At 57.9% G+C, this 26,964-nt stretch carries 21 protein-coding genes and 1 pseudogene; 8 read left to right on the top strand and 14 right to left on the bottom strand.

From position 1 onward, the window contains the following. Positions 1–126: 126 nt before the first annotated feature. From ACZ0AZ_RS12555 to ACZ0AZ_RS12535, 5 genes are all read right to left on the bottom strand, one after another. Complete coding sequence (locus ACZ0AZ_RS12555) at positions 127–1,383, bottom strand: restriction endonuclease subunit S (protein ID WP_463537485.1); 1,257 nt, start codon at positions 1,381–1,383, stop codon at positions 127–129. Further along, positions 1,380–3,566 carry a type I restriction-modification system subunit M gene (locus tag ACZ0AZ_RS12550; RefSeq protein ID WP_463537484.1) on the bottom strand — a complete coding sequence of 729 codons (2,187 nt, stop codon included), beginning with the start codon at positions 3,564–3,566 and terminating at the stop codon, positions 1,380–1,382. The genes ACZ0AZ_RS12555 and ACZ0AZ_RS12550 overlap by 4 nt, the downstream gene beginning before the upstream one ends. Positions 3,567–3,569: 3 nt before the next feature. Continuing rightward, complete coding sequence (locus tag ACZ0AZ_RS12545; protein ID WP_463537483.1) at positions 3,570–3,788, bottom strand: helix-turn-helix domain-containing protein; 219 nt, start codon at positions 3,786–3,788, stop codon at positions 3,570–3,572. A gap of 99 nt (positions 3,789–3,887) precedes the next feature. Further along, positions 3,888–4,586, bottom strand: a complete 699-nt coding sequence (locus ACZ0AZ_RS12540; protein ID WP_463537482.1) for an inovirus Gp2 family protein — start codon at positions 4,584–4,586, stop codon at positions 3,888–3,890. Between the two features lie 539 nt (positions 4,587–5,125). Continuing rightward, a complete protein-coding gene (locus tag ACZ0AZ_RS12535) occupies positions 5,126–5,353 on the bottom strand; it encodes a helix-turn-helix transcriptional regulator (RefSeq protein ID WP_463537481.1) in 228 nt (75 codons plus the stop codon). 423 nt (positions 5,354–5,776) lie between these two features. Between ACZ0AZ_RS12535 and ACZ0AZ_RS12530 the strand changes: the two genes are divergently transcribed. The 3 genes from ACZ0AZ_RS12530 (at position 5,777) to ACZ0AZ_RS12520 (ending at position 8,697) form a co-directional block, all read left to right on the top strand. Then, entirely contained in the window at positions 5,777–6,601 is an 825-nt protein-coding gene (locus tag ACZ0AZ_RS12530) for a hypothetical protein (RefSeq protein WP_463570849.1), read from the top strand. A 421-nt stretch (positions 6,602–7,022) separates the two neighbouring features. Then, complete coding sequence (locus ACZ0AZ_RS12525) at positions 7,023–7,871, top strand: hypothetical protein (protein ID WP_463537479.1); 849 nt, start codon at positions 7,023–7,025, stop codon at positions 7,869–7,871. Between the two features lie 238 nt (positions 7,872–8,109). Further along, positions 8,110–8,697: a GNAT family N-acetyltransferase gene (locus ACZ0AZ_RS12520; RefSeq protein ID WP_463537478.1), complete on the top strand. Its 588-nt coding sequence runs from the start codon at positions 8,110–8,112 to the stop codon at positions 8,695–8,697. 28 nt (positions 8,698–8,725) lie between these two features. Here ACZ0AZ_RS12520 and ACZ0AZ_RS12515 read toward each other — a convergent pair whose 3' ends face one another. Both ACZ0AZ_RS12515 and pmrG read right to left on the bottom strand, forming a co-directional pair. After that, positions 8,726–9,547 (bottom strand): phosphatase PAP2 family protein, encoded by an 822-nt coding sequence (locus ACZ0AZ_RS12515; protein WP_463537477.1) that lies wholly within the window; start codon positions 9,545–9,547, stop codon positions 8,726–8,728. Beyond that, the gene (gene pmrG / locus ACZ0AZ_RS12510; protein ID WP_130000095.1) at positions 9,544–10,215 is read right to left on the bottom strand and encodes a lipopolysaccharide core heptose(II)-phosphate phosphatase PmrG; all 672 of its coding nucleotides are present in this window, start codon (positions 10,213–10,215) and stop codon (positions 9,544–9,546) included. Before pmrG ends, ACZ0AZ_RS12515 begins: the two co-directional genes overlap by 4 nt. 252 nt (positions 10,216–10,467) lie before the next feature. Here pmrG and ACZ0AZ_RS12505 point away from each other — a divergent pair. Both ACZ0AZ_RS12505 and ACZ0AZ_RS12500 read left to right on the top strand, forming a co-directional pair. Next, positions 10,468–11,529: pseudogene (locus tag ACZ0AZ_RS12505) on the top strand (methyl-accepting chemotaxis protein); the annotation flags it as partial. Next, positions 11,524–12,387, top strand: coding sequence for a methyl-accepting chemotaxis protein (locus tag ACZ0AZ_RS12500; RefSeq protein WP_463538775.1), 864 nt, complete (start codon positions 11,524–11,526; stop codon positions 12,385–12,387). The pseudogene ACZ0AZ_RS12505 and the gene ACZ0AZ_RS12500, both read left to right, overlap by 6 nt. A gap of 746 nt (positions 12,388–13,133) precedes the next feature. On the opposite strand, the gene ACZ0AZ_RS12495 is transcribed toward ACZ0AZ_RS12500, so the two are convergent. The 3 genes from ACZ0AZ_RS12495 to ACZ0AZ_RS12485 are packed head-to-tail and all read right to left on the bottom strand — an operon-like array spanning position 13,134 to position 17,877. Next, positions 13,134–14,684: an FGGY-family carbohydrate kinase gene (locus ACZ0AZ_RS12495; RefSeq protein WP_463537476.1), complete on the bottom strand. Its 1,551-nt coding sequence runs from the start codon at positions 14,682–14,684 to the stop codon at positions 13,134–13,136. Beyond that, complete coding sequence (locus tag ACZ0AZ_RS12490) at positions 14,681–16,276, bottom strand: glycerol-3-phosphate dehydrogenase/oxidase (protein ID WP_463537475.1); 1,596 nt, start codon at positions 16,274–16,276, stop codon at positions 14,681–14,683. The genes ACZ0AZ_RS12495 and ACZ0AZ_RS12490 overlap by 4 nt, the downstream gene beginning before the upstream one ends. Then, positions 16,273–17,877, bottom strand: coding sequence for an FAD-binding oxidoreductase (locus tag ACZ0AZ_RS12485; protein WP_463537474.1), 1,605 nt, complete (start codon positions 17,875–17,877; stop codon positions 16,273–16,275). The genes ACZ0AZ_RS12490 and ACZ0AZ_RS12485 overlap by 4 nt, the downstream gene beginning before the upstream one ends. A 188-nt stretch (positions 17,878–18,065) precedes the next feature. Here ACZ0AZ_RS12485 and gliR point away from each other — a divergent pair, with 188 nt between their 5' ends. Continuing rightward, positions 18,066–19,082 (top strand): AraC family transcriptional regulator GliR, encoded by a 1,017-nt coding sequence (gene gliR / locus ACZ0AZ_RS12480; RefSeq protein ID WP_463572206.1) that lies wholly within the window; start codon positions 18,066–18,068, stop codon positions 19,080–19,082. A gap of 475 nt (positions 19,083–19,557) precedes the next feature. Beyond that, positions 19,558–19,923 (top strand): DUF6124 family protein, encoded by a 366-nt coding sequence (locus ACZ0AZ_RS12475; protein WP_463537473.1) that lies wholly within the window; start codon positions 19,558–19,560, stop codon positions 19,921–19,923. A 71-nt stretch (positions 19,924–19,994) separates the two neighbouring features. Here the strand turns inward: ACZ0AZ_RS12475 and ACZ0AZ_RS12470 are convergent, their stop codons facing one another. The 4 genes from ACZ0AZ_RS12470 to ACZ0AZ_RS12455 all read right to left on the bottom strand — a co-directional run bounded on the left by ACZ0AZ_RS12470 (position 19,995) and on the right by ACZ0AZ_RS12455 (position 24,167). After that, complete coding sequence (locus tag ACZ0AZ_RS12470) at positions 19,995–20,363, bottom strand: glyoxalase superfamily protein (protein ID WP_039759638.1); 369 nt, start codon at positions 20,361–20,363, stop codon at positions 19,995–19,997. Positions 20,364–20,481: 118 nt separating this feature from the next. Continuing rightward, a complete protein-coding gene (locus ACZ0AZ_RS12465) occupies positions 20,482–21,939 on the bottom strand; it encodes an N-acyl-D-amino-acid deacylase family protein (RefSeq protein WP_463537472.1) in 1,458 nt (485 codons plus the stop codon). A 1-nt stretch (position 21,940) separates the two neighbouring features. Then, the gene (locus ACZ0AZ_RS12460; RefSeq protein ID WP_463537471.1) at positions 21,941–22,801 is read right to left on the bottom strand and encodes a MurR/RpiR family transcriptional regulator; all 861 of its coding nucleotides are present in this window, start codon (positions 22,799–22,801) and stop codon (positions 21,941–21,943) included. 16 nt (positions 22,802–22,817) lie between these two features. Beyond that, positions 22,818–24,167, bottom strand: coding sequence for a GntP family permease (locus ACZ0AZ_RS12455; RefSeq protein ID WP_130000087.1), 1,350 nt, complete (start codon positions 24,165–24,167; stop codon positions 22,818–22,820). A 418-nt stretch (positions 24,168–24,585) separates the two neighbouring features. Between ACZ0AZ_RS12455 and ACZ0AZ_RS12450 the strand changes: the two genes are divergently transcribed. Further along, complete coding sequence (locus ACZ0AZ_RS12450) at positions 24,586–26,958, top strand: Tc toxin subunit A (protein ID WP_463572204.1); 2,373 nt, start codon at positions 24,586–24,588, stop codon at positions 26,956–26,958. The last annotated feature ends 6 nt before the right edge of the window (positions 26,959–26,964 follow it).

Here is a 26,964-nt window from a genome sequence, read left to right as displayed (position 1 = left end):
CACAAATTCGGAATTTTGATGCGTTTATGCGTGAAACAAGCGAAGTCTTCAAACTGTTTGAGCGTAGGTTGTGCCTTAGCGCTAAGCCATAAGGGCCACTTGCGGAACCGTATAGAAAGATCCTCGTCATGCAGCTACCTCTTTAGGTAAAGGGATATTGCTTACGTCGAGTTGGCCAGACATCAGTTTGGGAAGTAGAAGGTCACGAGCCAGAGCAAGCTGATGGTTCTGCTTCTTAATTAGCCGTACCTGCTCGATCATTGGGTACACCCTGCCTTCAAACGCCCCCAACAGAGTTTCATTCGGCCAGATGATTGGCAACGCACGGAAGGTCTTTTTCGAGATTTCCTTGAATGTCGAGCCTGTTGCCAAGCCGATCATTTCCTCAACACGCCCTAGCAAGTTAAACAGCAAAAACATCCGCGAATCTGCCTGCTTTGGAACAACAGATATGAACCCCTGGTTTGTTGAAGCGAACCGATCTATCAGCGCGAAAAAACCTATGGATGCCCGACTGGTCATCAAAATAGTGTTCGGTGGGACCAGCTTTGCTGATGAATTAGCCAATCCCGCTTCCGTGATTTTCTTTCCTGAGTCGAGCAGTACGAGGCAATCGTTTCGGGTCACGTCTGTTGGCGTCACCCATACCACGTCGCCATTCCAGTACTCTGGCCGGTCGGTTGACGGCGTTCCGCCTCCTACGGTATCGCAAACGTCGCTCAGGGTCTGGGCTTGCCACTTTTCTGGCACCCCATTCGCAACCGGTATCGACTCATACCCTGGAAAGCGTAGGTACACGAACCATTCGCGGTAGAGACGGCGGGCAGCGTCTTCGAGCAGGGAGATACGACGCTGGTTGGTGGCAATCAGGTCATCGTAGCTAGCTACAACCTGGCGTATTGCAATCTGTTCATTGATGGGCGGCAAATGCACCTTGATCAATTTCAGATCACTGCTTCGAATACCTTTAACAGTCACCCCGCCAACGATTGCACGAATTCTGGATCGTCCAATAGAGGAACGGAAATAGTTGAAGAAAAACTCTGGATCGGCGACCGATTTGTCGAGACGAACCCTAATAATGGATGACTCGAACGTCATCGGACTCGCGGGTCTGTACACCATCGAACACTTTCCTGCCCCTTCCTCTACCAGAGAACGACGGCCGAAGAGAAGATCCCCGTCAATCAGCCCGCTCTTGCGCATTTCGGAATCGGACATCTGAATCAGCGACATCGGCTGATTGCCTATTCGATTGAATGCGAACAGCTCCCCCATATTGACAATACGCACTCCTGCGCCATGGTGTTCTTTGCTCTTGTAAACACCATTTCGGCTCGACTCTGCAAAAATCGATTCGAAGTTAACCTCGGGCCAGCTCATCCCAGCAACTCCTCAAGGTTGGAGGCAATTTGCCCAGCCAGTTCAGCCGCCTTGTCATTCAATTCAGTTAGTTCATCGTGAATCTCGCGCAGTTTCTCAGCGAAGTCTTCATCATCCTCGGCATCCGACGGAGCCATGCCCACATAGCGACCAGGAGTTAACGAGTAGTCATTGGCCGCGATGCCATTTTCGCCTTCTATCGGAACCGCCTTGCACAGACCGGGCACGTTCTCGAACGTGCCTCTTGGGAAACGGCTATGCAGCCAGTGCCCCTGATGAATGAAGTAGACGGCCTGCTTGAACGCCTCCAGCACCGCATCACGCAAGGTAGGTGCTTCGTTCTTTTTGGCATCGGCAGATAACAATGCACGCTTTGCTTCGCGAATGGTTTTGCCATCGAAGGCATTGGAAAGTCGGGCACGAAGGGATTTCTCAGCCGTATCCAGCAGTTTGAGCCACTGTTTATGGCGGGCCTCCAGTACCTTGGCCGTTGCCTTTAGCTGGGGAGCCAGTGCATCCAAGTTGGTTTGCAACGCTACCTGGCTATCGTGCTTGATCATATCTGCAGCGGCGATGGCGCTGCGGGCCTGCGCACATGCCTCTAGGGTTGCAGCAATGGCCTCAGCTACTGCCGTATCAGCACAGACTGCTGCAAGCTCTACCCTGAAAGAGTCGAGTACCGCCTGCGTGAGCTGGGCGTCCTCCAGTTGGTCGGCATTTAGTTCAGCCAAAGTCACGCCCTCAGCAAAGGCGGAAAGTTTGGTCGCCAGATCATTCACCGCAGCGGTATCAGCGCTGATGCGTTCAGGTAACGCCGCCAGCCAGCCGTCCACTTGCCGCTGGTAGCGCCCCACTAGCGCCACAAACTTCTCTTGTTCGCTGCGATACAACCAGACGATGGCGTTGAGGTTTGCCAATTGTTCGTCGGTAAACACATGCGAGCGCGCGGAGACGACGTGATACACGTTGCGTGCGTCGATCATCAGCACCTGGTCTTTCAAGTGCTGCGGTTTCCCTTTGTCAAAGAACCAAAGCGTACAAGGCAGGCTGCGGGTGTAGAAGAACTTGTTGCCAATGGCCATCATCACATCGACATGGCCCGTATTGACCAGCTTCTCGCGAATATCGCGGTCCTTATTACTGGCATCCGAGGCACTTGACGCCATAACAAAGCCTGCACGCCCCGTCTTGTTCAGGTAGGCATAGAAGTACTGAATCCACAGGCTGTTGGCGTTGCTAATGGCCCCCGTCTTGGCGTTGGTACCTGGCAGCCCAAAAGGTAGGCGACCTACAGGATCCTCCTGGGGAGCGATCTTCTTGGTATCCACGCCATCCACATTGAACGGTGGATTGGCCATCACAAAATCGCATTGCCCGACCAAATGCTCGATCTGATCGTAAAAGGTATTGCCCTGACGAATGTTGGAAGCATCCAGCCCGTGCACCACCAGGTTCATGCGCGCCAGCTTGGTGTTGGTGTCGCTCTTTTCCTGCCCATTGAAGGTGACGGCGTCGTTGACTACTGCATGACGCTCGTCTTCGATGAAGTGACCGGTCTGAACAAACATGCCGGCCGAACCACATGCCGGATCCAGCACCAAGCCATGATCGGGCTCGATCACATTGACGATCATCCGCACCAGGGATGGCGGGGTGAAGAATTCGCCTCCCTCCTGGGCACCGCTCATGGCGAATTTGTTGAGGAAGTATTCGTAGATGCGGCCAAACACATCGCCAGTAGCCGCCTTTATCGCCGGGCGGTCGAAAATCTTAACTAAATCCGCCAGCAGGTCGGGCTCAAAGGCCGTGTAGCCTCGCGGCAGCGCCCCCTTGAGCACTTCATACTCGGCTTCGATCACATCCATCGCGGTGTCGATAGCCTCGCCCACATTAGCTCCCTGAGGCAAGCTGACGATGTGATCAAAACGGGCCTTTTCCGGCAGGTAAATGGCGGCCTTGCCTTGGAAGCCAAGCAGGATCAGTTTCTCGCGTTGGGTATCCGGCATCTTGGGGTGGATATCGGCCTCGATCTCCGGGAGATAGGCCTTGAAGCGATTATCCGCATGACGCAGGAAAATCAGCCCGAGTACCGGCATCGAGTACTCCGCAGCGGTTAGCTTGGAGTTGGCTCGCAGTTGATCCGCTGCTTCCCACAGTTCATTTTCAAGTTGCTGGACGTTCATCAATCATTCCTTGCGGGCAGCGGAAGGGCCAGACGGCGAAGCCGACTCATCAGCCCCTCCAGAACAGACCCAGCCATCTACTTCTGACAGCTTGAACTTCCAAAGCCTGCCAATGCGATGAGCGGGCATGCCCCGTCGCTCACGCCAGCGGTAGACCGTGTCCTTGGCCACACCTAAGTGAAGGGCAACCTGCTCAGCAGTGACCCAAGGCTCAGTAATCATGGTAGTTACGCTCAAGCTGCCATAGTCGTTTAAAGTCGACCAGAGTCTAACAGCCGCTAGCGTATAACGCAGCTCTGTATCCCCCTGGATGCAGCCTCCCTAGCCTCTGCTGGTATCGAATCCACGCTGGCGATCACCAAAGGATTTCGTAGCCTTCTTGCATAGGTAGCTTGCACGACGAAACAGCGCTGGCAACTCGTCCAGATCACCAGGACGTACATATCGGTCTATTCGATACTCAGAACTCTCAGGGATATGGACCAACCCCCTTATCTGGTCCACTGACAGCCCCAGAGCACTAGCCCAGGCCTCTTCCATACGACTGATCATGTTGGCATTCTCAGAACGTAGCCGCCCCACGGTGTAGTAGGCATCCCCATTCAGCAGGATGAGCACGTGATAATGCGGCTTACCTCCCTGACCGAACTCCCTAGACCAGACATACCGGACCTTGCAGCCACGAGCGTACCCACTACGTTCACGCACCTTCGCTTGGTGGTACTGAATCCTCCTTCTGAAGGATTCGAAGTAGTTGCTGATGACCTGGTTCGTAGAGGCGTAGCCACGCAGATCCATAGCCTGAGGTAGCCTGAAATCCACTCTGAATGCCAGCACCCTCGGATACTCGGCCGTAGCCAATTCGATGGTGCGCTTGAGAGCGGAAAGGTACTCCCTGATGAAAGGCCCCTTATTCATCACAGGTAGGCCTTCAAAGGTGTCGTCGTAGTGCAGGTGAAGGTTGGTATTGTCGGAATGGCGAAGCGGGTGGCGGCGGATGGCATCGGGATGATGAAGCATGGTTATGACTCCTCAGTGGGTGAGTTTCATAACCAAGGCCTAGAGTGGAGTTATTTACCGTTACCTCCAGCCTACTGGCGGACTGGGTCGATACTTGACGAGCGCCAGTTAGCTAGGATCCAGGCAGGTGAGGCCGGTTCAGTGCCGGCCCCTACCAACTGTTCGACTGATTGTTCAGACGATGTTTACTTACGAGTAGGTGGCTAGGAACCCTACGGACGGTCGTACAGTAAAAGCATACTACCCGCACAGCAAATGACACTCTCGGACACACCGGGATTGAGGGAGGATTTTTCAAAGCTGCACCGTGAATTTCTTCAGGGTGTCAACTCCGGAGATAAACCATCGATCAGCGGCCCTGACACAGCGAGAAACCTAACATCCTCTCTCCCGATGGACCGAGCCATGATGAGCAGTATTACCGAGCCTGCCGAGAGTACCCCATTGGGATCCTGCAGGAGTTAACTGAGAATGCAGGGTTCCCCTAGCGGCATAAACGCCATGACCGGCTACCAACCGGTCATGACGCAGATGGTTGATTAGCTGGCCACACTCAAGCGGCTAGGTCGGGTCACAGTGTCCTCAGCTAGATCACGCTCCTCGATTCTTGCCAAAATCCAGTCGTGCACCTCGCTTTCAACCCAACCGACGCAACGATCTCCCAGTGAGACCGGCTTCGGGAAAGTACCCTCCCCGATGTATTTGTAGATGGTCGACCGGGCCAGGCCGGTCGAGTCGATAACTTCTTTCAGGCGGATGATCCTCATGAGCAGGCTCCTCTGTTAGCTCAGAAGATCTGCAGGAGCTGTTAGAAAAAACTGGGTCTCACCCGGATAGAACGAAACGTATGGAGGGCTCGGCCTTGGTCCACGCAAGCACCTTAATGTTCTCAATCTTTCTGTGGCCTTGCTCTAGTTAGCAAGAGCTCTCCAATGCTCTCTGACTGGGATCCAGCAACCTCCAGCGGCTTCGTTAGGTAGCAGAAACTCAAGGTCGCCGCGACGTCTGGGATCAGTACTTATCCAGCGGATGGAGCCTGGAGCGAATGAGTGAACCTCAAAAAGCCACGAAACCGCTGAAAAATATGGCGCAACTCGCCTTTAAAAACATCTATAATAATCCTAGAAAACATCTATAAATCATTATAGATTGAGGCTAGAAATCATCTATAATTATTCTAGGAGAGGGCAATGAGCAGAGGTGAAAGCGCACTCGTTCGTGCTATGAAGATGTCCCCTAGGGAGATAACGTGGCTTTGGCATGCACTGTTAAATGAAGGAATTGAGTTTGACGACTGCCAGCTCAACAGCCATGTCATGCGCCAGCAGATAGCTGAGCACCTCACCTTAAAGCTCACGGCGGCACTTGAGCATGCCAAGGCCACCCAGTTTCTTCCCGAAGATGACTTCCGCTGGGTCGCGAAAGATGGGCGACAGCCAAACTGGCTTGTACGCAAAGCCCTGCAAGCTATAGGCGAAAGACGGCTTCCCCAGCCACTCACAACATTGCCGATTCGGCAGCAAGTAATTGCAATTTTTGATCTCTGGGACGCCCGCTTAAGCGACAAGAAAATGGCGCTGATCGACCTTGAATTTGCGTGGCGTGAGCATCTGCAGCACGACGACCTATTTAGGTGGTTCAAAGAGGAGGACGAGAAAACAAAATGCTTGATGGCTTGGGAGTGGATGAAGAAGCACCAGCCTCAACAAATACGCAATGAGCTCCCCTTCGCACGCCATAGCGAGCTACTGGACTTTTTCGACCGTCACGACGCGACCGCAGGTGAAAAAGAGCTCTACGTTGCCAAAATCAAGCGGCGTTGGAGTACCCGAAAGACGCGAGAGAATTCGCCCAACAAGAAGCAATACAACTTTGTACTCACCAACGATGTCAATGCAGCCCTCGATAAGCTTGCCCTGGAACATAAGCTGTCTAGGACGAAAATCATCGAAAAGCTCATACTCAACGAGGTACAGACCGGTTTGCACCTTGGGCAGATGCTCCGCAAGCTTTAGATACGGCCGCCGGTATTCCAAACAGTATTCCAAATAAAAACTTAACCGAGTTTTATGCAATAAAATCATGAAGTTATACGTTGAGTTCAGATTACCCCGGCCCACCAACTCTCAACGACAAAGCCCGCCCAGTGCGGGCTTTGTCGCATCTGGGGTTAGTCGAATGGCCGCCCATTTCCTTCATATTCTCAAGCCTGCCGGTGGCTGTGAATGTTCGACGTTGTACTAAAAGGACGCTGGGGCGGCACCGCTTGGGCTCATTCTCCATTTTAACGAAACCAGTTTGGCTGTAAGACGAGTGCGCTTGTGTGATAGCCAAACCACCCCCATCCCCTTACCATTCCGCAGCTGGCTGGATGCCTCGCAGAGAAAACCGATCGGCACGTGAAATACTCAAACTGCACAAGGAAGGCAATAAACCATGAGCTTCATCGAAACAATCCAATCCAAGGAAGTCGATATCTACATATCGGCGTTCTTCACCATCCTCGGCCTGATTCTGGGAGCCATTCTGGATCGGGTACTGAAAGGCGATTCTCCACAATCCGCCAATCAGCCGGGCCATACGGTAAACCTGACGTTCAATACGGTGGTCAATCCAACGCCGGGCGTGAACGCCGCCAGCACGAGCCAGGATATGACTCCAGTCATCTGCATGATGATGGTGATTGCCGGGCTGATTTATGTGTTTTTCCGGGCCGAGATACTCAACCTGATTTCCTGGATCACGCTATTCACCATTTCCCTGTGGGCTGGCGGCACCTTGCATAGCCTTTACCGGGGTTTCTTCGTGGGTACTAAGTGGGTCGTTGCGCTGTTGTTTTGCTTGGTCTTTTGCGTGGCCGCGACGTATGTCACCGACGAAGCTTTTATGCCCACACAGGCGCCGCCAAATTTCGAAAACGGCCAGCGAATCATCAATGAGCAGGGACTGACGGGGATTAAGGAAAATTTCGTCTTGCTAGATATGCATTGGTTTTTGCTGCATCTGTTTGGCGTGATCCTGCTTATTTACACAAGTCTGCGGATGATGCTTTTTTCAACCTACTTCATCGTTGCGGGCGCTCATGCCAATAACAATGGCACTGGCGAACCATGGCTTTCCAGAAAAACCCGCAAGTACGCCAATCTGCGCAAAAACATAATCTTCATGCCTATCCTGCTGGTTCTCGCGTACCTGCTTACCTCAGGTCTTGCTTTCGACTGGCTCATCCACACGATGCCGAATCAGGTCAATGCGTTGATGAATACGGTGCTGTATGGGCGATGAAATTGGCATAGCGCGCTGAAGATCGACTGGCGGGACATCAACTCAGTCGGCAAAAGCGACATGAACTTTTCTTCACTACGCCCACCCGGCCAATCCCATAAAATCCCCCTGCTCATTCAAGAAACTACGGTTCGCCCGCGCTCCTAGCGGGCTTTTTTTCGTCTGCCATCCAGCACACCTTGCCGCTCCCCAGCATATGCGCGACTCTGCCAGCAGATCCCTCGCCAAGGAGCGCTCGATGCCGCTGTTATCCCTGCCCTGCCCGCGCCTGACGCTGGCGATCCTCTCCCCCGATCAGGCCGAGGTCGAAAGCGCTTTCTACCAGCGCAATCAGCGGCACTTGGCTCGCTGGTCACCCATCCGCACCACCGACTACTTCTCCACCGCCAACATCCGCCGTCGCTTGGAGATTCAGGCCAGCGCCTTCGAAGCCGCGTTAGCCATGCATTTCGCTCTGCTGTCGCCGGACGGTCAGCAGATGATCGGGGCGTGCAATTTCAGCGGGATTATTCGCGGGGCGTTTCAGGCGTGTTATTTGGGTTATCACATTGATGAGGCGCATCAGGGGCAGGGTTTGATGCAGGAGGGGCTGGAAGCGGGGATTGGTTATATGTTCGATGTGCAGAATCTGCATCGGATCATGGCCAATTACATTCCCGGCAATGAGCGCAGTGCGCGGTTGCTTGAGCGTTTGGGTTTTGAGCGTGAGGGCTATGCGAAGGCGTATCTGAATATCGCCGGGCGTTGGCAGGATCATGTGCTGACGGCGCTGGTCAATCCGGGGTTCGAGGCGCCGGATCAGCGTTGGTCGCGGCGCCTGGGTTGACGTTCAATCCATGTCTTTCTGAACGCGTTCAGAGCAAGACTTCAGGCTGTGCGGTGAAAGCTTCCTGCGTGCTTTTGGCCCGCACCGGTAAATCCAAGCGTGCCCGTCCGTAGAAGGCCAGTGCTGTCAGTAAACACGTCAGCCAGACGAAGATGCCGGCCCAGAACGTGTGGGACATGTAGTGCCAGCCCTGCAGGACGCGGGTGGTGCCGTAGACCAAGCCCAGCAGCAGCGAGCCCCACAAGATCGCATTGGAAAAACGCCACTGATGCCGTCGCGCCACGAAATACAGCGCCAGCATGGTGAAGCCACCCGACGCATGGCCGCCCGGCCAGCAACGGCCACTCCCGGCTTCGTGGAACAGTTGGAAATTGCTGTACCACTCGATGTGGGGCATTTTCCCGCCGTACAACGTGGTCTCGATCGGGCAGTAGACGCTGGTGTGGGATTTGAGGAAGTGGATCACGCCCGTGCAGAGCGCAAACGCGATCACGACAAAGAAAAAATCCCTACGTTGATCTGCGGCAAATCGCAGCACTGGTGCGACTCTGCTGCGCTCCAGAAAGGCGCCGAGTCGTGGCCGTTCGTGCGGATTGACCCCTGGCCAGATCAGCGACAGCAGTGCGCCGATCAGCGCGATCTCCGCCGTCCAGTTCGGAATGATCCGCGCCCATTTGTGGGTAAGTTTCTCGAAGAAGTGGATTTTGTCGATCGGGAAGGTTTGGCTCAGTGGGTCGAACAGCAGATTGCTGAAGGCGATGTCGATGTTGGTCATGTCGAACATCAGGAACACCACTGCCGCACAAACCAGCGGAATGCCGAGGTTGTAAGCGTAGAAACGGGATTTCATCGGGTAGTCACCGTGCGCCAGTCGGAGGCTTCAATGAAGCCGAGCATCTTCGGTGCAGCCGGGCTGGCAACGGATATGAACAAGGACGCGCCGTACCCCATGTTCGAGGCTGGCACTTTCAGGTCTTTTTCGATCTGCGCCATGCACTCGCTGTGGGTCACCAGAACCAGGTTACGCCCGGGGACCTTGTGCGCGAGGGCATCCTGCAACATGCGGCCTCTGCAGTTGATCAACCAGTCATCGCCACTGGCGGCATGGTTGAACATATAGCCGGCCGTCTGCACGGTGCGCATTGACGGGCTGTTATAGATGTCGGCGTCGGTCAGGCCCAGTTGTTCGAAACGAGCACCGACTGCCACGGCGACACTGCGCGAGCGGTCGGTGATGCCGTCACTGCCACTCAGGCACGCAGCTTTGGAGTGATCGCAACGTTCGACGTGGCGCACCAGCACGATCATGTCGCCCTTGGCCCACCCCGCCGCCAAAGCTCGTGCACCCGCCTGATTACCGTGGGCCAGGTCCGGCACGGCATTTGGCGCCAGCAACCACAGGGTCAGCGGGATCACCAAAATCGATGCCGCCAGCACCACCCATGCATCGCGAAAACGCGTCAGAGCGCTCAGATCGATCGAGCGTTTGACGCCGAACAGACTCAGTCTCAATTCCACAAAAACCGCCTCGCCACTCAGCATCACAGGTCATTCGATGCGGCGAAAGTACAGAGGCGTACGTGGGCAGCCAGTGAAACCCATGTGAAAAAGTCCTTGGGATTCTTGCTCCGGGGACTGTCAGACAAAAATCCTTTCAGCTCTCGGGTTTGCGGCCGATACAGACCTGCTAACACCCCTGCTGGCTCAAAAGAACAACAATCTTCCAGCTTAACTGACGACCAAGAAACCCAACGTTTCTGGAGGATTTGCATGAATAGCTGGTTCGGTAACATCAGCGTGAACATGAAACTCGGCCTGGGCTTCGGCCTGGTGCTGGCCCTGACCTGCGTTCTGGCGCTGACCGGCTGGACCAGTCTCGGCGGCCTGATCGACCGCAGCAACTGGATGAGCGATATCACCCAGCTCAACGCTGGCCTGACCAAATTGCGCGTGGTGCGCCTGCAATACATGCTGACCAACGGCGACGAAACCGCCGCGCAGAATGTGCAGACCACCCTGGAAAGTTTCGCCGCTCAGCAGCAGGCGCTGATCAGCAAATTCAAGAGTCCGGAGAACGTCAAACTGCTCAAGCAGCAGGCGGCGACCATCGCTGAATACCAGACCTCGCTGAACAAAATGCGCAACGCCTATCGCACCGGCAACAGCGCCCGCGACACCATGAGCGCCAACGCCCAGACCGCCTATAACCTGATCGAATCGATCAGCCAGCGCGTGCAGCAGATGGAGTTGAGCGATCAGCGTTTCGAGCAGTTCCAGGCTGTCACTGCGGCCAAGGAAGCGTTCATCCTCGCGCGCTATGAAGTGCGTGGTTACACCGCGACCAGCAATGCCGAGACCGAGCAGAAAGCCGTCGGCCAGATCGACGCGGCCATCGCCAGCCTCAAGCCATTGAATGCGCAATTTGCCGCGACTCAGCAGGATGCCCTGCGCCAATTGGAAACCGCGCTGACCAGCTACCGCAGCGCGTTGATGGCGTACAAGAACGCCAACACCGAGGCCGTGCAGGCGCGTAAGGAAATGACCGATCAGGGCACCACCATCGTCGCCCTGAGCGAGCAGCTGTACCAGATCCAGCTTGATCGCCGTGACGCTGAAAGCGCCCAGGCGCGCACCTTCCAATTGATCAGCACGTTGCTGGCGCTGCTGGTTGGCGTGATTGCTGCGGTGATCATCACCCGTCAGATCACCCGGCCGTTGCAGGAAACCCTCGCCGTGGTCGAGCGCATCGCCAGCGGCGACCTGACCCAGAATGTCACCGTTACTCGCCGCGACGAACTCGGCGTGTTGCAGCAAGGCATCGCGCGCATGGGCGTGACCCTGCGTGATTTGATCAGTGGCATCCGCGACGGCGTCACCCAGATTGCCAGCGCCGCTGAAGAACTTTCGGCAGTGACCGAACAGACCAGCGCCGGCGTGAACAGCCAGAAAATCGAGACCGATCAGGTCGCTACCGCCATGCACGAAATGACTGCCACCGTGCAGGAAGTTGCGCGCAATGCCGAGGAAGCGTCGCAAGCCGCTGCCGCTGCGGACGGCGAAGCACGTGAAGGCGACAAGGTGGTGAATGAGGCCATCGCGCAGATCGAACGTCTGGCCAGCGAAGTGGTGCGTTCGACCGAAGCGATGAGCGTGCTGCAACAGGAAAGCGACAAGATCGGCAGCGTCATGGACGTGATCAAGGCTGTCGCCGAACAGACCAACCTGCTCGCGCTCAACGCCGCGATCGAGGCAGCGCGTGCCGGTGAAGCCGGGCGTGGGTTTGCCGTGGTTGCGGATGAGGTGCGCGGTTTGGCTCAACGTACGCAGAAGTCGACTGAGGAAATCGAAGGTCTGGTCGCCGGTCTGCAGAACGGCACCCAGCAAGTCTCGGCGGTGATGAACAACAGCCGCGCGCTGACCGACAGCAGCGTCGCCCTGACGCGCAAGGCCGGCGCCTCGCTGGAAAACATCACCCGCACGGTGTCGAACATCCAGTCGATGAACCAGCAGATCGCCGCCGCTGCCGAACAGCAAAGCGCCGTGGCCGAAGAGATCAGCCGCAGCATCATCAACGTACGCGACGTGTCCGAACAGACCGCCGCGGCGAGTGATGAGACGGCAGCGTCGAGTGTTGAGCTGGCGCGGTTGGGTGGTCAGTTGCAGCAGATGGTCAGCCACTTCCGCGTATGACGTTGGTTTTGCGCTGAGGCTGAAATCGAATCGCGGGCAAGCCCGCTCCCACAGGTTTTCGTGTTCGAGCACTGTTGATGTGTTCACCTCGATAACTGTGGGAGCGGGCTTGCCCGCGATGGCGATGGGTCAGTCAAATCAACATTGCCTGACACTCCGCCTTCGCGAGCAGGCTCGCTCCCACATTTGGTTTTGTGTGACTCACCGGATTTTGAGCTCACCGCAATACCCCTGTGGGAGCGGGCTTGCCCGCGATGGCGGTGGGTCAATCAAATCCATGTTGCCTGACACTGCGCATTCGCGAGCAAGCTCGCTCCCACATTTGGATTTGTGTGACTCACCGGATTTTGAGCTCACCGAAAATCCCTGTGGGAGCGGGCTTGCCCGCGATGGCGGTGGGTCAGTCAAATCAACATTGCCTGACACTGCGCCTTCGCGAGCAGGCTCGCTCCCACATTGGATTTGTGGGGCTCGCTGGATTTTGAGCACACCGCAATACCCCTGTGGGAGCGGGCTTGCCCGCGATGGCGGTGGGTCAATCAAATCCATGTTGCCTGACACTGCGCATTCGCGAGCAAGCTCGCTCCCACATTTGGATTTGTGTGACTCACCGGATTTTGAGCGCACAGCAAAATCCCTGTGGGAGCGAGCCTGCTCGCGAAAGCGGTGGATCATTCAGATCATCATTGACTGACACTGCGCACTCGCGAGCAGGCTCGCTCCCACAGGGGTCCAGGGTGTCGGGACTATTCGGGATACCCGGTGATTTTGCGGATGCTTTGGTACAGCGGTTTAAGCTGCCGATACATCCGCAAATACACCTCTCTGTACAACTGCTCATAAACCTTCTGCGCATCAGGCTGCGGCATGAACACCGCCCCCACCCGAGTCATCGCCGCAATGGCCGATGGAAAATCCCGATGCAATCCCAACCCCACCGCACAGCAAATCGCAGCACCCAACCCGGACGCTTCATAAACATGCGGGCGTTCTGCCGGCAGGCCGAAGATGTTGGCGGTCAGTTGCATGGCGGCGTCACTTTGTGAGCCGCCGCCGGCCACGCGCAGGCGCTGGATCGACACTTTTGAACGCCGTTCGATGTTCTCCATGCCCTGGCGCAGCGCGTAGGCCAGGCCTTCGAGAATGGCCCGGTAGATGTGCGCGCGGGTGTGCACGTCGCCGAAGCCAATCATCGCGCCTTTGGCTTCCACGCCCGGTTCGCGGATGCCCGGTGACCAGTAGGGTTGCAGCATCAAACCCATCGAGCCCGGCGGCACTTCGTCGACCAGCGCGTCGAACAGTTGCTCCGGTTCGATGCCTTGCTCTGTTGCCTGCTGCATCTCGCGCAGGCCGAATTCGTTCTTGAACCAGCTGACCATCCAGTAACCGCGATAAATCATCACTTCGCAGTTGTACTGATCGGGCACGGCCGAGGGATACGGCGGGATCAGCGGGACGATTTCCAGATAGCGCGAGCGGGTGCTGGTGATGGTCGCGGTGGTGCCGTAGGACAGGCACACGGTGCGCGCATCGACCACGCCGGAGCCGATCACTTCGCAGGCCTTGTCGGCGCCGGCGGCAATCAGCGGCAGGCCTTCGGGAATTCCGGTGTGCCGGGCGGCTTCGGCGCTGATGTAGCCGAGTGTTTCGCCGGGTTTGTGCAGGCTTGGCAACTGCTCGGGGCGCACCGCCAGTGCCTGCCATTTCCAGTCGCGCGGTGCCGCCCATTTCAGGCGTTTGAAGTCGAAGGGCAGATAGCCGACGCAGCAGCCGACCGAATCGACGAAGCGCCCGCACAGGCGATGAGTGAGAAAGCCGGAGAGGAGGAGAAACTTGTCAGTCGCCGACCACACTTCGGGCTGATGCCGGGCGATCCAGTTGGCCTCGGCCTGGGCGCGAAAATAATCCACCGTTGCTTGGGCGCCGACCAATTTGAACAGCCAGCCCCACGGCCCTTTGATGCCGCCCTCGACCTCGGTCTGGCGTTGATCGAGCCAGACAATTGCCGGGCGCAGCGGTTTGCCCTCTGCGTCGACATTGATCACCGTACCGCGCTGGGTAGTCAGCGACACGCCGGCAATCTGCGCACGGTCGATGCCGGTCTGCTGCCAGAGTTGCTGGCAGGCCTCGCCGAGTTTCGCCCAGTAATATTCCGGGTCCTGCTCGGCCCAACCGGGTTGCGTCGAGTAATACGCCTGCAGATCGACTTTGCCTTTGCCGAGTAGATTGCCCTGCTGATCGAAGAGCAATGCGCGCACGCTCTGAGTGCCGTTGTCGATTGCTAACAGGTATTTCATGGCGTGATCTCCGGCAAGCCGTGATCGCGCAGCCACAACGACCGATAACGCTGAGTTTCCGTTTGCCAGCGCTCATCGTCCCAGGCCAATCGCGACTGGCAGAGCGTGCGAACTGCAGGCAGATAGTCCTCGCCACCGCGCGGCAGCAACAGGCCCAAACGGGTGCGGCGCAGCAGCAAATCATCCAGGTGCAGAATCATTTCCGCCTCGCAGGCAAACGCCAGCTCTGCCCACAACGTATCGCTGGCGCCAACCGTTTCCAGACCGAGTTCGCCGAGCAATTGCGCCAGCCTCGGCAGGTCTCGACCGTGACGTCCGGCCAAGCGTCGCCATTGACTGCCGCTCAGTCCCGCAATCGTCAGCGGCGACACAGCAGCGAACACCGGCGCGTCGTCATCGACAAAAGAGCGCCCGAGCATCCCCGCACACGCCTTGAGCACTTCGATCGCTTGCGGGCGAAATGTGGTCAGTTTTCCACCGGCCAACGTCACACAACCGGGCTCCTGCCACAGCACATGTTCGCGGGTTTCGTTGGACGGTTTGTCCTGCTGCGCACCCGCCGCGCTGCCCACCACCGGACGCACGCCTGACCAGGTCGACAGCACATCGTCGGCACCAATTTCGGCGCCGGGAAATTGCTGCTGGCAAGCGGCGAGCAGATAGTCGAGCTCTTCGCTGGAAATGCGTGCGCTGTGGTCGAGGTCCTCGCGGTGATCGAGGTCCGTGGTGCCGACCACCGTCGCGCCTTCCCACGGAAACACAAACACCGGGCGCCGATCGCGCTGATGCAGAAAAGTGAACGCCTGCGCCACCGGCAAACGCCAGCCCGGCAGCAACAGATGACTGCCGCGCAACGGGCGCAATTGCTTCGCAGCGTCAGCGGGACGGAGGCGCTCAGCCCATGCACCCGTGGCCACGGCCAGCACAGAGGAGCGCAATTGCAGCGTCGCGCCGCCCTCGCCATCTTCGATCTGAACCCCGCTCACCCGCCCGCCTTCACGCAGCAGTTGCGTGACGCGCACACCGCTGACAATCACCGCACCATCGGCCCGGGCCTCGCGCAGTACGCGCATCACCAGTCGCGCGTCATCGGTCAGCGCATCGACAAAACAGCTGCCGCCGAGCAGGCCGTTTTCCTTCACCCCCGGGGCGAGAAAGCGCAGTTGCTCGGCGTCATGAAAAGCATGGTTGCGCCGCCCCGCCAGCGCGTCGTAAACCGAGAGCAGGCCGCCCATGACGCGCGGCCCGGGAAAGCCGCCGCGATAGTGCGGCATCATGAAACTCATCGGCTCGACCAGCCCCGGCGCTTCGTCGAGCAGGCGCTGACGCTCGCGCACCGAATCGCGGGTCAGGCGCCACTGGCCGTTGGCGATGTAACGCAAACCGCCATGGACCATTTTCGATGATCGGCTGGAGGTGCCCCAGGCAAAATCGCGCTGTTCCAGCAGCAAACAGCGCCAGCCCCGGCGCGCGGCTTCGCGGACGATTCCGGCGCCGCTGATGCCGCCGCCGATGACGATCAGGTCCCAGGTTTCATCCGCCAGTGTCGGCAGAATCTGCTCGCGCCACTGCGCGTTCCAGTTCGCCGTCATGGCCGCGACTCTGGCAACAGCGTGCCCGGGTTGAGGCGCCCTTCCGGGTCGAAATGTTCGCTCAGCGCCTGCAACGTCTGCATCGCCAGCGGGCCTTTTTCCCGCAGCAGATACGGCGCGTGATCCTTGCCGACGCCGTGCTGATGACTGATGGTGCCGTGGTTGTCGACGATGGTCTGGCTGGCCGCGTGTTTGAGCACCCGCCAGCGCGCCAGCGTCGCGGCATAGTCGGCGGCCGGGCGAAACACGTAAGTGGTGTAAATGCTCGAGCCTTCGCCGTAGACGTGCGAGAGATGAGTGAACACATGCACGCGCTCGCCCTCGGCGGCCAGGGCATCGCGCAGGCTGTTTTCGATGAGGCTGAGCAAGTGGTCGACGTTGCTCCAGTCGGTGGCCGTTTCGAGGGTGTCGACCACGTAGCCGGCGTTCCACAGGTTCTCGCGCAGGTAGGGAAAGCGGAAGCGGTTCTGCGCCCACTTCTTGCCCAGCAGGGTGCCGGTGAACACTCCGCCGAAGGCTTTCAGATGCTGGCGCGCGTGTTTCAGCGACAGTGCGTTTTGCTGGCGATTGCCGGTGACGCCGAAGGTCAGCAGGCATTTGCCGTCGCCGGCGCCGCGCAGCTTGAGGTACTTTTCCAGCCAGGCGATCTGCTGCGCATGGCCGGCCAGCGCCAGTTGCGTTTCGGTTTCCACCGCGTTGGACAGACGCAGCATCGACAACGGTACGCGCGCCTGCGCCAGTTGCCGGATTGCTTGCAGCGCCTGCGGCCAATCGGGCAGAAACACGCCGTAGAAACGCTCGTCCGTCGGCAACGCACTGACCCGCACTTTTACCTCGGAAATGATCCCGAAACGGCCCTCGCAACCGAGCACCATTTCACGCAGATCGGGACCTGCCGCCGACGCGGGAAAGGTTGGAATCTGCAGAGGCCCGGCGAACGTTTCCAAGGTGCCGCCCGCGAACAATTGCTCGATCCGCCCGTAGCGCAACGACTGCTGACCACTGGAACGGCTGGCCACCCAACCGCCCAGGGTCGACAGCTCCCACGACTGCGGGAAATGCCCCAGCGTGTAGCCGCGCGCGCGCAACTGGCTTTCGACTTGCGGCCCGCTGGCGCCGGGGCCGAACGTCGCCAGCAGGCTCTGTTCGTCGAGGTCGGTCAGGCGATTCATCCGCGCCAGCGACACCGTCAGCACCGGGCGCGCGGAGTTCGGCGGATTGATGTGCCCGGCCACCGATGTGCCGCCGCCATAGGGAATCAGGCACAAATCCTGATCATGGGCGAGCGCCAGCAATTGGCGGATCTGCTCGGCAGTTTCGGGAAACGCCACGGCATCGGGATACGTGCCCAGTGCGCCTTCGCGTAATGCCAGCCAGTCCGGCAGGCTCTGGCCGCGCGCGTGCAGCAGGCGATCGTGAGTATCGACGCTGTACAAGCGATGCGGCACCAGGCGCGAAGTCGGCACTTGCGCCAACGCCGCTGCGAGGGTCGCATCGGGCAACGCGCGGCCAGCGCCCAAGCGTTCGTGGAGAAATGTCGCGCCCTGGGCCGGCAGTTCGACCACGGTGCCTGCCTCTCCCCAGCCGTTCCAGCGTCGCATGCGTGTGTCCTTTTTCTGCCGTTGGATCAAGCTTGCATACTAGTCAGCGCTGGAGATCTGTCACGGTCGCATCCGGCCAGAACCTGTAGCGAATGGCGCCAAACGTCCGGGCATTTACTTTCGCCGGGTAATCCACTTACCTTGCGGCATTCATTCGCTCACGCGCCGTCGATCAAAGGACCGCGACCATGCCATCGCTCGGCTTCACTTCCGTTCCGCCGCTGCTCAAATACCTGCGCCATGCCGAACAGTTGGGCATGGCCATCGAGCCTGCGTTGGCGGCCGCCGGGTTACAGGCGCAGCAGTTGAGCGACAACACCTTGCGTCTGCCGGGCGAGGTGCACGAGCGCTTGCTGGATTATTTCTGCGAGCGCTCGGGCGATGGGTTGTTCGGCCTGCATGCGGCGAATTTCGTCCTGCCCAATTCGTGGAGCGTGCTCGGTTACATCACCATGAATTGCGCCACGTTGGGCGATGCCATGAGCCGGATCATGCCATTCGAAAAACTCGTCGGTGATATGGGCGTCAGCCGCGCCGAGGTGCAGGACGATCATGTGCATCTGGTCTGGACTTGCCGCTACGAGCGGCCACGGATTCGCCGGCATTTGGTGGAAAACGTGCTCGGTTCGTGGCTGCACTACGCGCGCTGGATCGCCGACACGCAGCTGTCGCCGGCCTGCGTATGGCTGGAGCATGCGCGGCCGGATGAGGTGACGCTGGCCGAGTACGAGGCGTTTTTCGGTTGCCCGGTGCGGTTCGATCAGGCGTATTCGGCGCTGGTGGTGCCGGTGGCGTATTTGCAGTTGCCGCTGCGCCAGGCCGATGCGCAATTGCTGCGAACCCTGGAAGAACACGCGATGGGTTTGCTGGCGACGCTGGAGGATGCGTCGCTGGCGCAGCAGGTGAAAAACATCCTGCGCGGATTGCTCAAGGAGGGCTTGCCGCGCAAGGAGCAAGTGGCGGAGCAGCTCAGCGTTTCGGTGCGCACGTTGCAGCGGCAATTGCAGCAGGTCGGGACGTCATATCAGCAGATTCTCGATGAGCTGCGTCAGGAGTTGGCGGAGCACTATTTGCTCAACAGCACGTTGCCGATTCAGGACATTGCGCAGTATCTGGGCTTTACCGAACCGCGCTCGTTTCATCGCACCTTCAAGAGCTGGCGCGGGATGCCGCCGGGGGAGTTTCGGCTGCGGAATCGGCGGTGATGCTGAAGGCCTCTTCGCGAGCAGGCTCGCTCCCACAGTAGTTCTCGGTTGTCTGCATTTCGGAGTTCACCGCAGATCCCCTGTGGGAGCGAGCCTGCTCGCGAAGGCGTCATTCGCCACACCGATTAAACACGTCTTGGCACAACTGTTTAAAGCGACACGGCATTCCGCGAAACCACCCACAATTCCTTGCGCCGCTGCCTACGCCTGCGCCAGAATCCGCCGGCTTGTGCGCCCCAGACCTCATCGCTACTGTGATTGCGTCACTGCCTATCAGTGATCGGGTTTAGTAGCCCGGAGTATTTGGGGTGCATCGTTCATCAGACAGTCAGGTCTCGCCTGAGCTTTATGGTGGCTGTGCGCAGGGCGCTCTCGGGCGCGCCGGTTTCCCAGATCCCCGGTCTACTAACCTGCGCACAGCTGCCTCCACTTTCTTTAGTAGGAAAGCGGTGGCCAGCCAAATGAGGATCTGGATATGTTCAAAATAACCCCAAACCCGCCACCCACCGACCCGGCATCCCCCTACGAATCCGCCGACTCGAAGAAATTCCACGAAGCCGCCGACCGCGCCCTCGACCATTACCTCGGCCCATCCAGCGCCGAATTCATGGCCCCGCCGTACAAATCCAACACGCTGTACATGGCCAATCCCGAGGCTGACAACGAATCGCTATTGGCCGACGCCTGCGAAACCTTGGGCTCGGCGACGGTGATGCTCAACGATCAGGCGGGGCTGGTGAACGGCTCGCAGCGCAAGACGTTGCAGGGCATTGCGCAGATTGTGATGGTTGCGGAGATGGCAGTGAATCGGGTGCTGGATCGGTTGGTGCCGACGGAATGAGGTGAGCGCCCGCAAGTGTTACTGATGCCTGCGGGCAATCCCAAGAGGTCAGGTCGCGCCAGGCGTTCAAGTCAAAGACTGATCGCATTGGTAAACACCAACCGATTACCAAACGGATCGGCAATCGTCATGTCCTGACTTCCCCACGGCATCGCCTGAATCTGCGGATGCGAGAACTGGTAATCCTTGGCCATCAGTTGCTGCTGAAACGCCTCCAGCTCATCGGTCTCAATACGCAGCGCCGAACCCGGGCAGGCATCGCCGTGATGCTCGGACAAATGCAGCACACACTCGCCCCGTGACACCTGCAGATACAGCGGAAAATTCGCTTCGAAGCGATGCTGCCAGTCGATCTTGAAACCGAGAAAATCGACGTAGAACTCGACAGCCTTGGCCTCATCGAAGATCCGCAGGATCGGGGTGGTTTTGCCGAAGCTCATGGGGTGCTCCCTGACTGATTGGCCCCACAGTGTAGACGGGGAGGATGTCAGCAAATCGGCTTGTGGATGGCTTTCTTTAATTGCAATGTGCCATCACTGTGACGCACACCACGAATCCTTAACGAAAGTGGTCACGCAGGTCGCCCTGTCGCGCAAGAAACCGCCCTGCCCTCGCCCCATTTGCCTGCCCGTCGCGATAACTCAACACGCCGTTGACCCAAACCCCGTCGATCCCCTGCGCCGCCCGCTGCGGATCGTTGAAATCGGCCACGTCACGCACGGTCGCCGGATCGAACAACACCAGATCCGCCCAATGTCCTTCACGAATCTCGCCGCGTTCCTGCAAGCCAAAACGCGCCGCCGACAGGCCGGTCATCTTGTGCACGGCGGTGTGCAGTGGAAACAACCCGACGTCGCGACTGAAATGGCCCAGCACCCGTGGGAAAGCGCCCCACAGGCGCGGATGCGGGAACGGGTCTTCGGGCAGTCCGTCAGAGCCGACCATCGAAAGCGGATGGGCGAGGATTCTTCTGACATCGGCCTCGTCCATGCCGTAGTACACCGCGCCCGCCGGTTGCAGACGTTTCGCGGTTTCTTCCAGCGACAGCTTCCATTCGCCAGCAATGTCGATCAGGTCGCGCCCGCTGACTTCCGGGTGCGGCGTCGACCAGGTGATGGTGATGCGGTGGGCGTCGGTGACTTGCTTCAAATCCAGCGTCGAAGAACTCGCCGCGTACGGATAGCAATCGCAGCCGACCGGGTGGGTTTTCGCTGCGTCTTCCAACGCTGCGAGCAATTGCGGACTGCGCCCCCAGTTACCGACGCCGGCGCATTTGAGATGGGAAATGATCACCGGTGATTGCGCGTGTCGGCCGATCTGGAACGCTTCATCCATCGCCTCCAAGACCGGGGCGAATTCGCTGCGCAAATGGGTGGTGTACACCGCGCCGAACGCCGTCAGTTCTTCGGTCAGTTGCATGACTTCATCGGTGGACGCGTTGAAGGCACTGGCGTAGGCGAGGCCTGTGGATAAACCCAACGCGCCGGCCTCGAGACTGTCGCGCAACTGCTCGCGCATCGCAGTGATTTCAGCGGGCGTCGCGGTGCGCAACAAGTCGTCGAGGTGATTGCTGCGCAGCGCCGTGTGGCCGACCAGTGCGGCGACGTTCAACGTGGTATTGGCCGCTTCGACGGCGGCGCGGTAATCGCAGAAACGTGGATAAACAAATGCTGCGGCAGTGCCGAGCAGGTTCATCGGATCGGGTGGATTGCCCTTCAAACTCACTGGCGAAGCGCTGATGCCGCAGTTGCCGACAATCACCGTGGTCACGCCCTGGCTGAGCTTGGGCAGCATCTCGGGCTGGCGGATGACCACGGTGTCGTCGTGGGTGTGCACGTCGATGAAACCCGGCGCCAGCACCCGGCCGGCGGCGTCGATTTCTTCGCTGGCGCGAGCATCGTGCAGGTCGCCGATGCGCTCGATGCGACCATTGAGAATCGCCACGTCTGCGCGGTAGCCCGGCGTGTTGCTGCCGTCGATGACCAGCGCGTTGCGGATCAGGATGTCGTACTGCATGTCAGTCTCCCAGCGGCAGGTGATCGTCGCCGCCACGGTATTCGTCGAGGGCGAGTTTGATCCGCCGCAGACGTTCTTGATTGTCTTCAGGGCTGGCCAGCGCCAGCTCGGTGGCGAGCACGTCAATGGCCAGCAGCATGCCGTAGCGCGCCGCCGTCGGTTTGTAGATGAACGAGGTTTCTGCGCCTTGCAGCGGCAGGACGACGTCGGCCAGTTCGGCCAGTGGTGAATCGCCGCGAGTGATGGCGAGAATGCGCGCGCCGTAGTTGCGCGCCAGCTCCACGGTTTCCAAAAGCTCCGGGGTGATGCCGGTCAACGAGCAAACGATCAGCACTTGTTCAGCGTTGAGGCTGGCGGCGGTGACGCGCATCATCACAGCGTCATGACACACCGCAATCGGGTAGCCGAGGCGCACCAGACGCACCTGCAATTCATCGCTGCACAGGGTCGAGCAACCGCCCATGCCGAACGCATGAATCATCCGCGCCTGGCTGAGCAATTTCACCGCATCAGCGAAGCGTGACTCGTCAAATTCGGCCAGATGCTGGCGCAGGGTGGTTTCGATGTCGCCGACGATCTGCCCGTAAAAAGCTGATTGCTCAGGTGTGCCCGCCGGGTCGAGAAAACGGCTGCCGACGCCGCTGGCCTGGGCCAGTTGCAGGCGCAGATCACGCAGGTCACGGCAGCCGACCGTGCGGGCAAACCGCGACAGCGTGGCGGTGCTGACCTCGGCCCGTTGCGCGAGGTCTTCGAGGCTGGCACTCGCGGCAAAGCCGACATCGTCGAGCATCAACCGCGCAATGCGGCCCTCGCCGGCGCTGAAGGAATCCTGGCGGGCGCGGATCTGGTAGAGGATGTCCATGGGCGGCGGGCTCCGGTTACAGCAGGTAGGAAAGGCCGACGGTCAGCGCGAACGCGACCAGCGAGATCAGCGTCTCGAGCACGGTCCAGGTCTTGAACGTCTGCGCGACCGTCATGTTGAAGTATTCCTTGATCAACCAGAAGCCGCCGTCGTTGACGTGGGAAAAGATAACCGAGCCTGCGCCGGTCGCCAGCACTAAAAGCTCAGGGTGTGGATAACCCAGACCGATGGCCACCGGCGCGACAACGCCCGATGCGGTGGTCATCGCCACGGTTGCCGAACCGGTGGCGACACGCATCAGCGCGGCGAACAACCAGCCCATGATCAGCGGCGACAGGTGAAATTCATGGGCGAGGCCAACGATCTGATCGGTGACGCCGGCATCCACCAGAATCCGGTTCAAGCCACCGCCAGCGCCGACCAGCAAGGTGATGCTGGCGGTAGGCGCGAGGCATTCGTTGGTGAACTTGAGGATCGATTCGCGGTTGAAACCTTGGGCAATTCCTAGCGTCCAGAAGCTCAGCAAAGTCGCCAGCAACAGCGCGATCACCGAGTTGCCGATGAACAGCAGGAATTGATTGAACGCGCTGCCGGGGGTGGAAATCAGGTTGGCCCAGCCGCCGATCAACATCAGCACCACCGGCAGCAGAATGGTCGCCATGGTAATGCCGAAACCCGGCAGTTTATCGCGCGGTTCACGGTCGAGAAATTGCTTTTCCAGCGGGTTGTCCGTCGGCAATTGAATGCGCGGCACGATGAACTTGGCGTACAGGGGCCCGGCGATGATTGCGGTCGGAATGCCGATCGTGATCGCGTACAGCAAGGTCTGCCCGACCGAGGCCTGATAGGCCTGCACCGCGAGCATCGCCGCTGGATGCGGCGGCACCAGCGCATGCACCACCGACAGGCCGGCGACCATTGGCAGCCCGACCATCAGAATCGACACGCCGACGCGCCGCGCCACGGTAAAGGCAATCGGTACCAGCAATACGAAACCGACTTCGAAAAACAGCGGCAGCCCGACCAGAAAAGCGATGCAGACCATCGCCCAATGCGCGTTCTTCTCGCCGAATCGCTCGATCAGCGTGCGCGCCATCTGCTCGGCCCCACCGGACTCGGCCATCATCTTCCCGAGCATCGTCCCCAACGCCACCACCAGCGCAATATGCCCCAGCGTCTTGCCGACGCCAGCCTCATACGCACCGACCACCGCCGACGGCGGCATCCCGGCCACCAGCGCCAGGCCCAGGGAAATCAGGGTGATGACAATGAACGGATTGAGCCGGTAACGGGCGATCAACACGATCAGCGCGATGATGGCCACGGCGGCATAGACCAGCAGCCAATAGCCGAAGGAAGGCGTCATGCGGTACTCCTCGAAAGGGTCACGTTCGAATGGGTTGTGAAACTCATAAATCATTTCGAGAAAGAGATTTCAAACCGCATGAAAATAATTTTCGTGGAGAGATAAGGTGTGTCGCTAATGGATATGCCAAGTCGCGTTTTATGAAAATCACCCCCATCCATTTTCGCCATCGAAATTTCTTATAAACATTCGCGCCGACGATGGCAGCGCACGTCCGGTAACAAACAACTAGCTAAAGTCGAATAAAACGTCCTGAATACCGAGCCAGAACAATCCTTTCAGAACTTTTCCTACAAACCACTTAGTTCAAGTTTTTTTCTTCTTACCCTCAGCAGAGAATATTCCTACACCTAAAATTCTTTGGACTAAGTTATGTTCGCCGCCACGACAACTCACAGCACTAACCGGCGAATAGATCATGAGTACAAGAGAATCAGACATACTCAAAAAGACTTGCGAAACGGCAGACACTTGGACTTTGGCTTATGCCAGCAGTCCTGCCCGGCAAATGACGCGGGAACAAATGGAGCGCCAACTGCACAAAGCTGACAAGACAGACGAGACAGATAAAACACGAAACAAGCGCGACCTGACAAAAATCGAGACAACTTATAACAATCTGTTCAAAGAAAACTGGGGGGAGTTCTGCGCTCATGACGATATCGCTTCGATCGATTCTCCAGTTGCTTATCTGCGCGCGTTGTACTTGTTTGCCAAGCAATTCGACGCGAAAGCTAAACCCGGGCGAAAAATAACAGACCTTCGTCCGGATATCGCCGAGCAAAAGATAGATGCCAGCACTGTTTTTGAATCACTCTCGACATTGAAACTCGTCAACAATGTACTGGGCCGAAAAATAACAAACGATGCAAAAAACGTCAGCCGCAAGCAAGCATTGGAGATAATGTCGAAAAAGACTAAGCCCCTTTATTTCCCCTACCATCACGCTCACCAGCAATGTGTGGTAGCGCTCGCCGCGAAGAATCTGGGACTGGGCATTCTGGATTACAAATTGCGGTTTGAATGGCCACATTGCCATGTTGCGGATTCCGAAAACCTGAAGACAAAAGAGCTTTGCAAAGCCCAGCTAAAGATGTCGAATCTGAGCAACAGGCAAATCGAAGTCCTCACCGTCAAGCTCGCAGAATATATCGACCGGTCAGATATCCCGACAGGCACAGCAAACACTGTAGTCAACAGATCCGAAATAAACGACGGGCGTTACCCGCTGGACCTGTTCGCTTCTCAAACCCATTGCTCACCATCGGAAATCAAGCAGCTCCTGGACCTTCAAGTTAGCAAATCATACCCGTCACAAAATTCACATCCTGTCGTGGAAGATATAAAGGGCAGCGAACTGAAAAACATTTGTCTGGAACACGAAAATGCCAATGCACACTTGTTTACCGCCCTTGATCGCCTCCAGCGAATAATACGCTTGCATCGATGGAGCAAAATCTCGCTGGGGGATCTCGACACATTGGTCTGCAACGCAATTTCCAGCGATGGCAGTGATGGCAGTGATGGCAGTGATGAATTCATCAGTACGTCCACATTGCGCGCCTTGGGTGTTTATCAATATTTCAAACTACATTACGGGATTGAGGCAGAGGAATTCGCCGCGTTGCTGTATCGGTTACCTACCCACTCGGTCGACGGCCGCACGCCGTTGTCTGATCGTGTTTTGCGTCGCAATTCCCTGACGGCCAATTTGTTCCAACAAGAGGGGGGAGAGATGGAAGCAACTATCGCCTCTCTTGCCGAAGGAATGGATCTCGGGATTTCGTACCATTCGCTCAAGCAGATGGCGAAACTAAGCAAAACATATTCGAAAAACCTGCGTCAAAACTTGCAGACCGCTTCATCGCTTTATCGCCAGGCGCGCATCGCAAAGCTGTTTGGTTTGTCCCCGCTCGAATGCGTCGAGTTGGTCAATGTATTGGGAGGCGAAGCCTTCAAGGAATTGCTGGTATCCGGAAAATTAGGCAATGACAAACCGGACATTCTCCATTTGCTGATGGCACTGGACGGAGTAATGGCATGGTTGCGATCCGCCGGCCTGACTGCCGCGCAACTGTTACGCATGCTCGGGCAGCGCGTTCCTTTTGCGCGTGAAACGCTGCCCACGCATATCGCTGCGATAAGAGCCATGCGCGATGCCAGCGCTGAAGAACCACAAAGGCTTGCCGTGCAGCAAATGCTGCAGGACGTCGCCGGGCTTTCGGCGCAATACATTCCCTGCGTCATGAAAATGGTCAACACCAGCGAACAGGCGCTATGTACGCAAATCAGAGCCGGGGGAATCCTGCTGCTGAAACAATCACTGGCCGCCGCTGAAATCTGCCAGACATTAAACCTGAGCAGCGACGTATTGCTAAAGCTGTTGAATACGCCCCAGCTGCTGAAATCAGGCTGGAACAACGTATTTGCACTGGAAGACTTCTATTGCCTTGAACGCTTTGCCAATTACAGCCGAGGCAACGCGAGAGCAGGCGGAGATCTTCTAGGTTACTTAGACATCGCCTCCACCGATGAAAAAAACAAAGCCAATGAAGCGCTGACAGACTTTCTTGATATCAAGTATTCGTTGAGCAGCCTAACCCAGCCTTTATCCCGGGAGCGTGTTGAAAACATGCAGCAACTGGATTGGGTCACGCGTCACCTTGAAGTCTGCAAAAGCGCTGGGCTTGCATTGGAAAGCCTGCATGAAACGTTGGCTTTGGATAACGAAAGCTCAATGGACGAATGGAGCACCGTCGCAGCCAAACTTCTTCACGCCGCAAATGTTTAAGGAACT

The organism is Pseudomonas sp. AC239 (genome assembly GCF_979258545.1).
This window is presented reverse-complemented; position numbering and strand designations above follow the sequence as displayed.

Bases quoted from the DNA above. Each gene is read 5' to 3' on its own strand.
- ACZ0AZ_RS12495 (WP_463537476.1), bottom strand. From the start codon at position 14,684: ATGAAATACCTGTTAGCAATCGACAACGGCACTCAGAGCGTGCGCGCA.
- ACZ0AZ_RS12520 (WP_463537478.1), top strand. From the start codon at position 8,110: ATGCCGCTGTTATCCCTGCCCTGCCCGCGCCTGACGCTGGCGATCCTC.
- ACZ0AZ_RS12470 (WP_039759638.1), bottom strand. From the start codon at position 20,363: ATGAGCTTCGGCAAAACCACCCCGATCCTGCGGATCTTCGATGAGGCC.
- ACZ0AZ_RS12525 (WP_463537479.1), top strand. From the start codon at position 7,023: ATGAGCTTCATCGAAACAATCCAATCCAAGGAAGTCGATATCTACATA.
- ACZ0AZ_RS12500 (WP_463538775.1), top strand. From the start codon at position 11,524: ATGGGCGTGACCCTGCGTGATTTGATCAGTGGCATCCGCGACGGCGTC.
- ACZ0AZ_RS12450 (WP_463572204.1), top strand. From the start codon at position 24,586: ATGAGTACAAGAGAATCAGACATACTCAAAAAGACTTGCGAAACGGCA.
- ACZ0AZ_RS12515 (WP_463537477.1), bottom strand. From the start codon at position 9,547: ATGAAATCCCGTTTCTACGCTTACAACCTCGGCATTCCGCTGGTTTGT.
- ACZ0AZ_RS12490 (WP_463537475.1), bottom strand. From the start codon at position 16,276: ATGACGGCGAACTGGAACGCGCAGTGGCGCGAGCAGATTCTGCCGACA.
- ACZ0AZ_RS12465 (WP_463537472.1), bottom strand. From the start codon at position 21,939: ATGCAGTACGACATCCTGATCCGCAACGCGCTGGTCATCGACGGCAGC.
- ACZ0AZ_RS12530 (WP_463570849.1), top strand. From the start codon at position 5,777: ATGAGCAGAGGTGAAAGCGCACTCGTTCGTGCTATGAAGATGTCCCCT.
- ACZ0AZ_RS12460 (WP_463537471.1), bottom strand. From the start codon at position 22,801: ATGGACATCCTCTACCAGATCCGCGCCCGCCAGGATTCCTTCAGCGCC.
- ACZ0AZ_RS12535 (WP_463537481.1), bottom strand. From the start codon at position 5,353: ATGAGGATCATCCGCCTGAAAGAAGTTATCGACTCGACCGGCCTGGCC.
- ACZ0AZ_RS12555 (WP_463537485.1), bottom strand. From the start codon at position 1,383: ATGAGCTGGCCCGAGGTTAACTTCGAATCGATTTTTGCAGAGTCGAGC.
- ACZ0AZ_RS12545 (WP_463537483.1), bottom strand. From the start codon at position 3,788: ATGATTACTGAGCCTTGGGTCACTGCTGAGCAGGTTGCCCTTCACTTA.
- ACZ0AZ_RS12540 (WP_463537482.1), bottom strand. From the start codon at position 4,586: ATGCTTCATCATCCCGATGCCATCCGCCGCCACCCGCTTCGCCATTCC.
- gliR (WP_463572206.1), top strand. From the start codon at position 18,066: ATGCCATCGCTCGGCTTCACTTCCGTTCCGCCGCTGCTCAAATACCTG.
- ACZ0AZ_RS12475 (WP_463537473.1), top strand. From the start codon at position 19,558: ATGTTCAAAATAACCCCAAACCCGCCACCCACCGACCCGGCATCCCCC.
- ACZ0AZ_RS12485 (WP_463537474.1), bottom strand. From the start codon at position 17,877: ATGCGACGCTGGAACGGCTGGGGAGAGGCAGGCACCGTGGTCGAACTG.
- ACZ0AZ_RS12550 (WP_463537484.1), bottom strand. From the start codon at position 3,566: ATGAACGTCCAGCAACTTGAAAATGAACTGTGGGAAGCAGCGGATCAA.
- ACZ0AZ_RS12455 (WP_130000087.1), bottom strand. From the start codon at position 24,167: ATGACGCCTTCCTTCGGCTATTGGCTGCTGGTCTATGCCGCCGTGGCC.